Source organism: Pseudomonas sp. Z1-12, from assembly GCF_051132015.1.
GTDB classification, from domain to species: domain Bacteria; phylum Pseudomonadota; class Gammaproteobacteria; order Pseudomonadales; family Pseudomonadaceae; genus Aquipseudomonas; species Aquipseudomonas zanjanensis.
This window is the reverse complement of the sequence record NZ_CP071647.1, coordinates 5,095,840-5,109,148: the sequence shown is the minus strand read 5'-3', so window position 1 is coordinate 5,109,148 and position 13,309 is coordinate 5,095,840. Positions and strand designations below refer to the sequence as shown.

Here is a 13,309-nt window from a genome sequence, read left to right as displayed (position 1 = left end):
GCACCTCGGCAAATGCCGAGGGGGTGATGTCGTATTCTTCCAGTAGGTTGCGCAAACGTTGCCCGCAAGCCTGTCGGGCGCTGGGCTGCGAATCTTTTTGTTTCCACCAAGCGTTGACCATAGTTATTGCTCTGCATCCTGCTCGTACGTTTAGCGGTACTACCTTAAACATACGGTGCAAAGCCCGATAGCCTTGAATGCTTGCTCATTTATATTAAAAGGAGCAAGCCTACAAGCAGGCAGGAAGAGTACGACAGACAGTACTTACAGCAGGTATGCATGCGCGATCCGAGCGCCCGGCTCTGTAGGGAAAGGGCCATATCCATCCAGCAGCGCACTCGGCTTTCACCTCGCTTATTCCCATAAGCCATAACCCCCTCACTTTGCGTGATATGGCCTCGCCGGGTTTGCCGGTATGATAGGCGCCCCCGCAGCCCGGATTGCGAATACGCCATGACTTTGCAGTACCCCACCATCGCCGATTGCGTCGGCAACACTCCGCTGGTCCGCTTGCAGCGCTTGCCCGGCGAGACCACCAATACGCTTTTGCTCAAGCTCGAAGGGAACAACCCGGCGGGCTCGGTCAAGGACAGGCCGGCGTTGTCGATGATCACCCGTGGTGAATTGCGTGGGCAGATCCGGCCCGGCGATACGCTGATCGAGGCGACTTCCGGCAATACCGGGATTGCCTTGGCGATGGCGGCGGCGATCAAGGGTTACAAGATGATCCTGATTATGCCCGATAACTCCAGCGCCGAGCGCAAGGCGGCGATGACGGCCTATGGCGCCGAGTTGATCCTGGTGACTCAGGAGGAGGGCATGGAAGGCGCCCGGGACCTGGCCGAGCGCATGCAGGCCGAGGGGCGTGGCAAGGTGTTGGATCAGTTCGCCAACGGCGACAATCCCGAGGCCCACTACACCACCACTGGCCCTGAGATCTGGCGCCAGACCGACGGCACGATCACCCATTTCGTCAGCTCGATGGGCACCACCGGCACCATCATGGGCACCTCGCGCTACCTGAAAGAACAGAACCCGAACGTACAGATCATTGGCCTGCAACCGATGGAAGGCTCGGCCATCCCCGGCATTCGTCGCTGGCCCGAAGAGTATCTGCCGAAGATCTACCAGGCCGACCGCGTGGACCGCATCATCGACATGGCCCAGCGCGAAGCCGAGGACGTGACCCGTCGCCTGGCGCGTGAAGAAGGCATCTTCTGCGGCGTGTCTTCGGGCGGTGCCGTGGCGGGGATGCTGCGCTTGTCCAGGGAAGTGGAGCATGCGGTGATCGTCGCGATTATCTGTGACCGTGGCGACCGTTACTTGTCGACCGGCATTTTCGACGCGCCCAACTGATGGCCAAGCAAGAGAGAGGCCTGCGCTTCCAGCCCAGCGGCGGAAGCCGGGCCCCGCAAGTGCCCACCGGTAAAAAGCAGCGCTTGACCATTGAGCGCCTGGCCAACGATGGCCGGGGCATTGCGTTTGTCGACGGGCGGACCTGGTTCGTCATCGGTGCCCTGGCCGGTGAAGAGGTCGAGGCGCGGGTGCTCGGTGCCCATGGCAAAGTGGTCGAGGCGCGCACCGAGCGTGTGTTCCTGTCCAGTGAACTGCGCCGACCAGCGCCGTGTGTCCATGCCGGTCGTTGCGGCGGATGCAGCGTCCAGCATTTGCCCCATGACGAACAACTCGCCCTGAAACAGCGCATGCTCGCCGAGCAGTTGTCGCGCGTGGCTGGGGTTGAGCCGCAAGAATGGGCCGCGCCGTTGAGCGGGCCTGAATTCGGTTACCGACGTCGCGCCCGGGTGGCGGTGCGTTGGGACCAGAAAGCGAAAAAGCTCGAAGTGGGTTTCCGCGCCGTCGCAAGCCAGGACATTGTCGCCATCGGTGATTGCCCGGTGCTGGTACAGCCCTTGCAGCCGATCATGAGCCGCCTGCCGGAGATGCTGCGACGCTTGAGCAAACCCCAGGCGCTGGGGCATGTGGAATTGTTCGCCGGTTCGTCCCTCGCGGTATTGCTGCGCCATATGGCGCCGCTGTCGGAGGCCGACCTGGCGATCCTCAAGGATTTCTGCGCGTTTCATGAGGCCCAGTTGTGGCTGCACGGTGAAGGTGAGCCGCAACCGGTCGAACCCGGACAGGCGCTGGGGTTTCGCCTGGATGCCTGGGACCTTGAGCTGGCGTACCGGCCCGGGGATTTCATCCAGGTGAACGCCGGCGTCAACGAGGCGATGATCGCCCAAGCGTTGCAATGGTTGGCGCCCCGCCCCGAGGAGCGGGTGCTGGATCTGTTCTGCGGCTTGGGCAACTTTGCCTTGCCGCTGGCCAAGAACGTGCGCCAGGTGGTGGCCGTCGAAGGCGTGCAAACCATGGTGGACCGCGCGGCGGCCAATGCCGTCAGCAACAATTTGAATAACACTGCCTTTTTTCAGGCCGATTTATCCCAGCCTCTGGCGGATGCCGAATGGATCGGCGAAGGCTTTTCTGCGGTACTCTTGGACCCACCCCGTGACGGTGCTTTCGAGGTGGTGCGCAAGCTGTCGTACCTGGGGGCCAAACGGTTGGTTTATGTATCGTGCAACCCGGCAACTTTGGCCCGGGATACGGTCGAACTGATCAAGCAGGGCTACCGGTTAAAACGTGCCGGGATTCTCGATATGTTTCCTCAAACGGCGCATGTCGAGGCCATGGCGTTATTTGAAGCGAGCCAGGATGGCTTGTCCGACTGACCCGTTCGTGCCAACCCGCCACAGCCCTGGGCGGAAACACGGACAGCGAAGGTCAGCGAAGTTGACGCATTGAATCTGCGTCGTAGGGAAGGTAAGTAAAGATGGTACAGGTGAGAGCACACCAGCCGATCAACACCGACGGCAGTATCAATCTCGAGGCTTGGCTCGATCACGCGGTCAGTATCGACACGGCACTGGATCGCGAAGCCTTGAAGGCCGCCTGCGAGTTTGCGCGCGAGGCGGAACAGCAACACAACGCGGCGAAGAACCTCTGGTCCGAAGGCACCTCGAGTTTCCAGACGGGCCTGGAGATCGCCGAAATTCTCGCTGACCTCAAGCTCGACCAGGACTCCCTGGTGGCGGCGGTGCTGTACCGCGGCGTGCGCGAAGGGCAGATCCAGCTACCGGTCGTCAGCCAGCGCTTCGGCACCGTGGTGGCCAAGTTGATCGACGGCGTGCGGCGCATGGCGGCCATCAGCGCCAGCCTCAGCCCGCGCCAGTCCATGGTGCTGGGCACCCAGGGCCAGGTGGAAAACCTGCGCAAGATGCTAGTGGCGATGGTCGACGACGTGCGCGTCGCGCTGATCAAGCTGGCCGAGCGCACCTGCGCGATCCGCGCCGTGAAGTCCGCCGATGACGAAAAGCGCAATCGCGTCGCCCGGGAGGTGTTCGACATCTATGCGCCCCTGGCCCACCGTCTCGGCATCGGTCACATCAAGTGGGAGCTGGAGGACTTGTCCTTCCGCTACCTGGAACCCGATCAATACAAACAGATCGCCAAGCTGTTGCATGAGCGACGCCTGGATCGCGAGCGCTTCATCACCGACGTGATGACCCAGTTGCGCGAAGAATTGCAGGCCACCGGCGTCGAAGCCGACATCAGTGGCCGGGCCAAGCACATCTACTCGATCTGGCGAAAAATGCAGCGCAAGGGCCTGGAATTCAGCCAGATCTACGACGTTCGCGCCGTTCGCGTACTGGTCCCGGAAATGCGCGACTGCTATACCGCGCTGGGGATCGTCCACACCTTGTGGCGGCACATTCCGAAGGAGTTCGACGACTACATCGCCAACCCCAAGGAAAACGGCTATCGCTCGCTGCACACCGCGGTGATCGGCCCCGAGGGCAAGGTCCTGGAAGTGCAGATCCGCACCCACGCCATGCACGAGGAAGCCGAGCTGGGCGTCTGCGCCCACTGGAAATACAAGGGCACCGACGTCAAGTCCGGGTCCAACCACTACGAAGAGAAAATCTCCTGGCTGCGCCAGGTGCTGGAGTGGCATGAGGAACTGGGCGACATCGGTGGCCTGGCCGAACAGCTGCGCGTCGACATCGAGCCGGACCGGGTCTACATCTTCACCCCCGACGGCCACGCCATCGACCTGCCCAAGGGCGCGACACCGCTGGACTTCGCCTACCGCGTCCACACCGAAATCGGCCACAACTGCCGTGGCGCCAAGATCAACGGGCGGATCGTGCCGCTCAACTACAGCCTGCAGACCGGTGAACAGGTCGAGATCATCACCAGCAAGCACGGTACGCCGAGCCGCGACTGGCTGAACCCGAACCTGGGGTACATCACTACATCCCGGGCGCGGGCGAAAATCGTCCATTGGTTCAAGTTGCAGGCTCGCGACCAGAATGTCGCCGCCGGCAAGACCCTGCTCGAACGTGAGCTCGGTCGCCTGGGCCTGCCGCAGGTGGATTTCGACAAGCTGGCCGAAAAAGCCAACATGAAGACCGCGGAGGACATGTTTGCCGCGCTTGGTGCCGGCGATCTGCGCCTGGCGCAGTTGGTCAACCTGGCCCAGCAACTGGTGGAGCCGGAGCGGGGCAACGAGCAACTGGAGCTGATCCCGCGCAAAGCCACCGGCTACAAGCCAGGCAAGCGCGGCGATATCCAGATCCAGGGCGTGGGCAACCTGATGACCCAGATGGCCGGTTGCTGCCAGCCATTACCGGGGGATGCGATTGTCGGCTACATCACCCAGGGGCGCGGCGTGAGCATTCACCGCCAGGACTGCGCTTCGGTGCTGCAACTGGCCGGTCGCGAGCCGGAGCGAATCATCCAGGTCAGCTGGGGCCCGGTGCCGGTACTCACCTACCCGGTGGACATCGTCATCCGCGCCTACGACCGATCCGGTCTGCTGCGTGACGTGTCCCAGGTGTTGCTGAACGAGCGGATCAACGTGCTGGCAGTGAACACGCGTTCGAACAAGGAAGACAACACCGCGCTGATGTCGTTGACCATCGAGATTCCGGGGCTGGATGCGCTGGGACGGTTGCTGGGGCGGATATCCCAGCTGCCGAACATCATCGAGACCCGGCGTAACCGAACGCCGGGCTAAAGGTCAGGCACAGTCCAGCAATGTGAGAGCTGGCCTGTGGGAGCAAAGCTTGCTCGCGATTGGGGGTGGACCCAGCCTATATGGAGACTGACCCACCGCTATCGCGAGCAAGCTTTGCTCCCACAGGTTTGCTCCACAGGGATTTTTTTGTGGTGGGATGATTGATGTACAGCCTCGAAGACCTGCTCCACTTGATGAACCGCCTGCGGGACCCGCAGTACGGCTGCCCGTGGGACATCAAGCAAACCTACCGGACCATCGTCCCCCATACCCTGGAAGAAGCGTACGAAGTGGCCGACGCGATCGAGCGCGGCGATTTCGATCACTTGCAGGGGGAGTTGGGCGACCTGTTGTTCCAGGTGGTGTACTACAGCCAGTTGGCCCGGGAAGAAAACCGCTTCGAATTCGCCGGTGTGGTCGACAGCATCACCCGCAAGTTGATTCGCCGTCATCCCCATGTGTTTCCTACCGGTGACCTGTATGCGCCCGTGGACATCCCGCGCCTGAACGAAGACCAGGTCAAGCAGCGCTGGGAGGAAATCAAGGCAGAGGAACGGGCTGAGAAGGCCACGACGCCCGAGCAATTGTCGCTGCTCGACGATGTGCCGGCGGCGCTGCCGGCGCTGTCCCGTTCGGCGAAGTTGCAAAAGCGTGCCGGCCAGGTCGGTTTCGATTGGCCGGGGCCCTTGCCGGTGCTTGATAAAGTCCGGGAGGAACTGGACGAAGTGCTCGAAGCCATGGCCGACAACGATCCGGTGGCCATCAGCGACGAGATCGGCGATCTGCTGTTCAGCGTGGTGAACCTGGCGCGCCACCTCAAGGTCGACCCGGAAACCGCGCTGCGCGACGCCAACGGGAAATTCGAGCGACGCTTCCGATTTATCGAACAGGCATTGCGCGACACCCATCGCCCAATGGAAGATTGCACCCTCGAAGAGTTGGACGCCTTATGGGGCGAAGCCAAACGTCAGGAAAAGAATTTGCCCAGCTGTGGCTGAGGCCGTTGCCTAAGTGAGTAAGCACCATGAGCCTTTCCCTTCGCGACCAGTTGCTCAAAGCAGGGCTGGTCAACCAAAAGCAGGCCAAGCAGGTCGGCAAAGAGAAACAGAAGCAGCAACGCCTGGCCCATAAAGGCCAGATCGAACTGGATGATTCCCAGCAGCGCGCAGCGCAGGAAGCCATGGCCGAGAAGGTCAAGCGTGACCAGGAGCTCAACCGGCAGCAGCAGGAAAAGGTCGAGCAGAAGGCCCGGGCCGCGCAGATCAAGCAATTGATCGAAGTCTCGCGCCTGCCGAAGCTGACCACCGAGGACTACTACAACTTTGTCGACGACAAGAAGGTCAAGCGCATCTCGGTCAATACCCTGATGCGCAACAAGTTGAGCAGTGGCTCCCTGGCGATCGTCCACCACGCCGGTGGCTATGAAGTGATCCCGCGCGAGGCCGCCCTGAAAATCCAGGAACGCGACCCCAAGCGTATTGTCCAGCTCAACACCCAGACCGAAGAAGTGGATGCCGATGATCCGTACGCGGCCTATCAGATTCCTGATGATTTGATGTGGTAAGCAGGGCGCAATGCCATTGAGTTGAAGCACAAAACCTGCAGAAGGCCCAAGGAACATCATTAGGGGGCTGTGGGAGCAAAGCTTGCTCGCGATAGCTGGGTATCAGGCAATGTTATTTGCTGGCTGACACAGCGCTATCGCGAGCAAGCTTTGCTCCCACAGGCACAAGTCCTATAGGGGGTTGTGTTGATCAGGATTGCGCGGTCTCCCGCGAACGCTGCCGCTCCTCGCGCTCCAGCTCAGCCTTGTAGCTATGGGCATCCGTCTCGGAGTGGAACATCCCCACCAGCAAATCCTGTTGATGCACGTCCCAGATCCGGATACCGGCGGCAATAGCTTCATGGGACATATGGGCGTCGTCGTGTTCAGTTACTTTCACAGTCATCTTGCAAGCTCCAATCTCTGTTATCTGCAGCAAGGCGTGTGCAGGGCTTTGTTATAGGTTTGGATAGCGTGCTAAGTAAATGCTTCGGCGCGTTAAGAAGTTTTCATGCAAAGCGCAGCAATCCTGCAGGCCAGGTGGTGCGCGGCATTCGGTCGCAAGTGGCGGTCATGAAAAATATTTCATGTTGCAGCGGCAACTTGAGTGAACGCAAAACCCCTGTGGGAGCGAGCTTGCTCGCGAAGAGGCCAGCCCAGGCAACAACAATTCCCCGCAAAGCGAAGGCTCAAGCCATCGCACAGGACAAGCTCGACGAATGGCATGCCTGCAGGAGTTTTTTTAAGTGCACCTGTCAACTCTGACAGTTACCCCGCTCCCCAAAATCCTGTTTACTTTCATCCAGCGCGGCGCGACTGGATGTGTTTGGGTGATGGTCGACAGTGCTTAGTCTGTTTTCGAGATGAAACAGCTGTAGACGTCCCATGGCGGAGCGGCTATCAAAGGGGTCATATGATGAATATTTCCAAGATGTTGGTTATTGGATTCATGGTTATATCCGGTTGTATAGATGCTAGTTCAATAATGGCGGCGAATATGCCCCAGGGACTAATTAGACTATCTGCAAATGCAGATGGGGGCGGTAAGTCATGTACGTTGACAATTAAGGAGCAAGTGGAGCCGCAATACTTTAGTATGAAAGATACTTCTTGTACGAATGACGAAGCGAGGTATTTTGTACTTGATAATGTCCCTTCGGCCACGCAGATCCGGTTTGATGGAGCGCCTTGCAGTTTTGGTCATCATGAGTGGTATTTCAAGATCAAAACAATTGTTCATCCCACTACTACTATTCGGATGAATCTCAGGCAGTTGAAAGATGCTCCGGATGGCTCAATTGTAGTTAAGGGGGTTGTGATGTTGGAAAAAGAGAAACCGGGAGACTACTCTGACGGAAAATTGAGTTGTGTTGTCGTTTGGCGTTCCGCGGTGCCCTGAGTTAACCCCAGGCCTGTTAACTTTAAGAAAGGTGCTTTGTACTTGTTTTTTATCTTTATCGATAGTGTTTGGCTTCTGTATGTTTCAATACCTTTAAAGATTCTCTTCGATGAGAGTGAGCCTTGATGGCTACAATCAATATCACCGCTAACTGACGCACCCCTATCGCGAGCAAGCTCGCTCCCACAGTAGGTACGTGGCGGGCTTGAAATCCGGGTAACAAAAAGCCCCGCATGTGCGGGGCTTCTGGATGCCGTCGTCGATCAACTGCCTTTCACAGCCTTGCCATTGACCGTACCGTCCTGGAGCATGATGTTGTACTCCTTGCCGTCGGTCTCGACCTGTTGCAGGCGTACCAGCAGGTAGTCCCAGTCCTTGGCGAACCAGAGCACGGTGATGCGCTTGCTTTGTGTCGGGTCGCGCACGCGCTCGACCTTGATCGCGTCGATCTGGCCGGCCTTGGTGTCGACCTTCTCCGAGCCCAGGACGCGGAAGTCATAGGTATCGATTTCGCCATCGTCCACGACCTGGTAGCTCATGCTTTTCTTGCCGGCGGCCACGTCATGCTGCAGGGCCAACTGGTAAGTGGACTTGTCGACCATGCCACGGTTGAGCGGCAGCTTGACCGCGTCACCGCGATCGGTGCCGGTGACCATCTTGGTGTTCCAGTCGAAGTCCAGGTCGGCCTTCTTGGCCTTGCCCAGGCCACCGCGTTCGAAGTGGTAGGACTGTGGCAGCAGGGTGTCCTTGTCCAGGGTCAGGGTGCTTTCTTCGGTCAGGCTGGCGATCATCATCGAAGCCTTGAAGCTCAGCTTCCAGGTGCCGTTGGCTTCCTTGGTCAGGCTGCGCTCGGCAGTGCCGCTCATGGGCAACTGCTTCCAGTCGGCGGTGTAGCTGGCGGAGAACGGTTGAAGGTCTGCGGCCTGTGCCAGGGGCAAGGCAAGCAGAGCGCAAGCGAAGAGCAGGGCGCGACGCATAAAATCTCCTAGTATCGAATCAAATGGCCGCTGGCGGCGAGCAACTGGCCGTCCAGTGAGGCACCGCGATCGTCGAGGGTCAGCCTTCCTTCGGCAAACCAACGCACGGCCATCGGGTAGATCTGGTGCTCGCGGGCGTGAACCCGTTGCGCCAGGCTTTGCGGCGTGTCGTGCAACTCTACCGGTATTACTGCCTGTACGACCAGTGGTCCGCCATCGAGTTCCTCGGTGACGAAGTGCACGGAGCAGCCGTGCTCAGTGTCTCCGGCCTCCAGCGCGCGCTGGTGAGTGTGTAACCCTTTATATTTGGGCAGCAGCGACGGGTGGATATTGAACAGGCGACCCTGGTAGTGACGCACGAAGCCCGCGCTGAGAATGCGCATGAAACCAGCGAGTACGACCAGTTGCGGATTGAAGGTGTCGATCTGTTCGATCAGCGCGGCGTCGAAGGCTTCGCGGCCCTCGAACGCCTTGTGATCCAGGACGCGGGTGTCGATGCCTGCGTCCTTGGCACGTTGCAGGCCGTAGGCATCGGCGCGGTTGGAAATCACCGCGCGGATGCGGACCGGGCTGTCGCCGACCCGCGTGCTGTCGATCAAGGCCTGCAAGTTACTGCCGGTGCCGGACAGCAGCACCACCACGTCACAGGTTGCGGACATCAGTGCGCCTTAAGGTTTTGCAGCTCGACTTGTGCAGCGCCTTCCGCCGCGGTGGCGATCTGGCCGATGACCCAAGGCTGCTCGCCGGCTTCACGCAGGACGTTCAGGGCGGTCTCGACGTGCTCCTGGGCCACGCAGATGACCATGCCCACGCCGCAGTTCAGCACGCGATGCATTTCGGTTTCATCGACGTTGCCTTTCTCTTGCAGCCAGTCGAACACGGCCGGGCGGGTCCAGCTCGCCACGTCGACCACGGCCTGGGCGCCTTTTGGCAGAACGCGCGGGATGTTGTCCAGCAGGCCACCGCCGGTGATGTGGGCCATGGCCTTGACGGCGCCGGTGTCCTTGATCAGCTTGAGCAGCGGCTTGACGTAGATACGGGTCGGGGCCATCAGCAGGTCGGCCAGCGGCTTGCCGTCGAGCTGGGTGTTTTCAATGTCGGCACCCGAGACTTCGATGATCTTGCGGATCAGCGAGTAGCCGTTGGAGTGCGGGCCGGAGGACGGCAGGGCGAGCAAGGCATCGCCGGCGGCGACTTTCGAGCCGTCGATGATCTCGGCTTTCTCCACGACGCCGACGCAGAAGCCGGCCAGGTCGTAGTCTTCGCCTTCGTACATGCCGGGCATTTCAGCGGTTTCGCCGCCGACCAGGGAGCAGCCGGACAGTTCGCAGCCGGCGCCGATGCCGGTCACGACCTGGGCGGCGGTGTCGACGTTCAGTTTGCCGGTGGCGTAGTAGTCAAGGAAGAACAGCGGCTCGGCGCCGCAGACCACCAGGTCGTTCACGCACATGGCCACCAGGTCGATGCCGATGCTGTCGTGCTTGTTCAGGTTCAGGGCCAGGCGCAGCTTGGTGCCGACGCCATCGGTGCCGGAGACCAGGACCGGTTGCTTGTAGCCGGCCGGGATCTCGCAGAGGGCGCCGAAACCGCCCAGGCCGCCCATGACTTCCGGACGCGCAGTGCGCTTGGCGACGCTCTTGATGCGTTCGACCAATGCTTCACCGGCGTCGATGTCTACACCGGCGTCCTTGTAGCTCAGGGAGGGTTGCTTGCTCATGATCCAGGCCTTTAGGGGGGATTTCTGGGTAACGACCGACGCCGGGGCCATTGAATAACCGTTGTACGAATTATTCCGGGAGCCCAGCCATTGCCGGTCTGCGAAGGCGCGCGATTTTATCAGGCTTGAGGGGCAGCGGCCATCCTCGCGCCGACGGGCAGGGACATAATCCACGGAAAAAAACCGATATTTCTTATATTGGTACTGCGCAACGCCTCTGTATAAGGTGTAGCGGTAACCGGTTATGGTGATGATCGTGCGAAACTTCCACCGGGCGTGTGAATGTTTTGCCGGGTGCTGTGGTCACAGCCATGCTCAATCTTCTTCACACGGCCTGTTCCAGCCGTTATGTCCGGGAATCTTCCATGCGTTTGTTCAAATTCTTGTCCGTGGGCTGCTTGTCGCTGATCAGCCTGGCGAGCCATGCCGAAACCGTCAATGGCCTCTATCAAGTGCTCGAACCGGTCGCCAGCCAGACGCCGGAGGAGCGCAACCAGGCGACGCTGCGCGCCCTGGATACGTTGGTGCTGCGCCTGACCGGCGACGCCAAGGCGGCCCAGAATCCCGGGTTGGCGGCCATCCGCCAGGACCCGCAACAGATCATTCTTCAATATGGCTACGACGCCGGCCCGCCGGAAAGCCTCAAGGTGGACTTCGACCCGGCGAGCACCGACCGGGCGCTGCGCTCGGCAGGCTTGTCGCTGTGGAGCGCGAACCGGCCATCGATCCTCGGTTGGTGGCTGAGCGATTCGGCCGAAGGCTCCAGCCTGGTGGGCGATGGCCAGGCCAGCGCCACGCCGCTGCGGCGTGCTGCGCAGCATCGGGGCCTGGCACTGCACCTGCCGCTGGCGGATTTGAGCGAGCAGATCGTCGCCACCGCGCCGAACCTGGAAGGCAGCGACCCGGCGCCGCTACGCGAGGCCTCGGAGCGCTACGCGACGGACGCCTTGCTGGCGGTCCATGCCAAGGAAGAGGGCGGACAGTGGCAAGGCACCTGGCGCCTGTGGCTGGGAGACCAACGCGAACAGGGTACCGCCCAGGGTGCAAATCCTGCGGCTTTGGCCGATGCGGTCATGCTCGCGGTGAGTCAGCGCCTGGCGCCGCGTTTCGTCGCCAAGCCGGGCGTGGCCACCGAGCAACTGCTGGAAGTGCAGGGCATGAACCTGGAGCGATACGCGGCGCTGGGGCGTTTGCTGGAACCGTTCGGTGGGCAGTTGCAGCGGGTCGAAGGGGATCGGATCGTCTATAAGGTCAACGGCAGCGCCGAGCAACTGAAGGCGCAATTGGCCCTGGCTAAATTGCAGGAAATTCCAGCAGGCGAGGCTGTAGCGCCGGTGCCTGAAGCACCGCCCGCTGCCGATGGCTCGGTCCCGGTTGCAACACCTGCGCCTGCACCGGCCGCCAACTTGCGGTTCCGCTGGTAGGTTGTCTTTCTTTATATAGCTAGGAGTGGTTCATGGGCGATACGCGGCGTTGGTTCTGGTTGGGTGGGGTCGCCCTGCTGTTCGCGTTTATCTATTTGCTGCACCCGATCCTCACGCCGTTCCTGGTTGCGTTGCTGCTGGCCTATCTGTTCGACCCGGTGGTGGATCGCCTGGAAAAACTCGGCCTGTCGCGGACATGGGGCGTGGTGGCGGTCTTTGCATTGTTCACCTTGATCGTGGTCGCGCTGTTGCTGGTGCTGATCCCGATGCTCGCCAAGCAACTGCTGCGCTTGTACGAATTGGCGCCGCAAATGCTCGACTGGTTGCAGCACAGCGCGGTGCCGTGGGTGCAATCGAAGCTGGGGCTGGCCGACGGCTTCTGGAAGTTCGACAAGGTCAAGGCCGCTATCAGCGAGCACATGGGCCAGACCACCGACATCGTCGGCGTGGTGTTGAGCCAGGCCACGGCTTCGAGCCTGGCGTTGATCGGCCTGCTGGCGAACCTGGTGCTGATCCCCGTGGTGGCCTTCTACCTGCTGCGGGACTGGGACCTGATGATGGCGAAGATTCGCAGCCTGCTGCCGCGTCATCGCGAAGAACGCATCATGACCCTGACCGGCGAATGCCATGAAGTGCTGGGGGCGTTCGTGCGCGGGCAACTGCTGGTGATGGTGGCCCTGGGTTTCATCTATGCGGCAGGGCTGATGCTGGTCGGACTGGAGCTGGGGCTGTTGATTGGCTTGATCGCCGGACTGGCGGCCATCGTCCCGTACATGGGCTTTGTGATCGGTATTGGCGCGGCATTGGTCGCCGGGTTGTTCCAGTTCGGCGGCGACTTGTACCCGATGGTTGGCATCGTGGCGGTGTTCATGGTCGGGCAGGCCTTGGAGGGCATGGTGCTGACGCCGCTGTTGGTGGGCGACCGCATTGGCCTGCATCCGGTGGCGGTGATCTTTGCGATCCTGGCGGGGGGCGAGTTGTTCGGCTTCACCGGGATCCTGCTGGCGCTGCCGGTGGCGGCGGTGATCATGGTGCTGGTGCGGCATATGCACGATCTGTACAAAGATTCAGATATCTACAGTGGCGTCGAAGACCCCGATCTATAGGGCAAATCACGGGGCGGAGTGTCAGGGAAACTGACGCTCCGCGCCCTTGTCGCTGCAAACCTTTGATTT

12 protein-coding genes are annotated in these 13,309 nt (G+C 60.7%); 8 read left to right on the top strand and 4 right to left on the bottom strand.

The features are described 5' to 3' along the window. Positions 1-453 precede the first annotated feature (453 nt). The 5 genes from cysM to J3P85_RS22115 all read left to right on the top strand — a co-directional run bounded on the left by cysM (position 454) and on the right by J3P85_RS22115 (position 6,638). Complete coding sequence (cysM, locus tag J3P85_RS22135; RefSeq protein ID WP_434703520.1) at positions 454-1,356, top strand: cysteine synthase CysM; 903 nt, start codon at positions 454-456, stop codon at positions 1,354-1,356. Beyond that, a complete protein-coding gene (rlmD, locus tag J3P85_RS22130) occupies positions 1,356-2,726 on the top strand; it encodes a 23S rRNA (uracil(1939)-C(5))-methyltransferase RlmD (protein ID WP_434703519.1) in 1,371 nt (456 codons plus the stop codon). Before cysM ends, rlmD begins: the two co-directional genes overlap by 1 nt. A gap of 101 nt (positions 2,727-2,827) precedes the next feature. Continuing rightward, on the top strand, positions 2,828-5,074 hold the full coding sequence (gene relA / locus J3P85_RS22125) for a GTP diphosphokinase (RefSeq protein WP_434703518.1): 2,247 nt from the start codon (positions 2,828-2,830) through the stop codon (positions 5,072-5,074). Between the two features lie 164 nt (positions 5,075-5,238). Then, on the top strand, positions 5,239-6,072 hold the full coding sequence (gene mazG / locus J3P85_RS22120; RefSeq protein WP_434703517.1) for a nucleoside triphosphate pyrophosphohydrolase: 834 nt from the start codon (positions 5,239-5,241) through the stop codon (positions 6,070-6,072). A 26-nt stretch (positions 6,073-6,098) separates the two neighbouring features. Next, on the top strand, positions 6,099-6,638 hold the full coding sequence (locus tag J3P85_RS22115) for a DUF2058 domain-containing protein (protein ID WP_053124301.1): 540 nt from the start codon (positions 6,099-6,101) through the stop codon (positions 6,636-6,638). Between the two features lie 190 nt (positions 6,639-6,828). Here the strand turns inward: J3P85_RS22115 and J3P85_RS22110 are convergent, their stop codons facing one another. Next, positions 6,829-7,023, bottom strand: a complete 195-nt coding sequence (locus tag J3P85_RS22110) for a hypothetical protein (protein WP_434703516.1) — start codon at positions 7,021-7,023, stop codon at positions 6,829-6,831. 510 nt (positions 7,024-7,533) lie between these two features. Between J3P85_RS22110 and J3P85_RS22105 the strand changes: the two genes are divergently transcribed. Further along, complete coding sequence (locus J3P85_RS22105; RefSeq protein WP_434703515.1) at positions 7,534-8,016, top strand: hypothetical protein; 483 nt, start codon at positions 7,534-7,536, stop codon at positions 8,014-8,016. A gap of 263 nt (positions 8,017-8,279) precedes the next feature. On the opposite strand, the gene J3P85_RS22100 is transcribed toward J3P85_RS22105, so the two are convergent. From J3P85_RS22100 to purM, 3 genes are read right to left on the bottom strand one after another with little or no spacing between them, the layout of a single operon-like run. Then, positions 8,280-8,993, bottom strand: coding sequence for a DUF3108 domain-containing protein (locus J3P85_RS22100; protein WP_186707016.1), 714 nt, complete (start codon positions 8,991-8,993; stop codon positions 8,280-8,282). A gap of 8 nt (positions 8,994-9,001) precedes the next feature. Then, a complete protein-coding gene (purN, locus tag J3P85_RS22095; protein ID WP_434703514.1) occupies positions 9,002-9,652 on the bottom strand; it encodes a phosphoribosylglycinamide formyltransferase in 651 nt (216 codons plus the stop codon). Next, the gene (purM, locus tag J3P85_RS22090) at positions 9,652-10,710 is read right to left on the bottom strand and encodes a phosphoribosylformylglycinamidine cyclo-ligase (RefSeq protein WP_186728786.1); all 1,059 of its coding nucleotides are present in this window, start codon (positions 10,708-10,710) and stop codon (positions 9,652-9,654) included. The genes purN and purM overlap by 1 nt, the downstream gene beginning before the upstream one ends. A gap of 365 nt (positions 10,711-11,075) precedes the next feature. On the opposite strand from purM, the gene J3P85_RS22085 reads away from it, so the two are divergent. Together J3P85_RS22085 and J3P85_RS22080 are read left to right on the top strand one after the other, a co-directional pair. Continuing rightward, positions 11,076-12,134, top strand: a complete 1,059-nt coding sequence (locus tag J3P85_RS22085; protein WP_434703513.1) for a DUF2066 domain-containing protein — start codon at positions 11,076-11,078, stop codon at positions 12,132-12,134. A gap of 32 nt (positions 12,135-12,166) precedes the next feature. After that, complete coding sequence (locus tag J3P85_RS22080) at positions 12,167-13,240, top strand: AI-2E family transporter (RefSeq protein WP_434703511.1); 1,074 nt, start codon at positions 12,167-12,169, stop codon at positions 13,238-13,240. Positions 13,241-13,309: the final 69 nt, after the last annotated feature.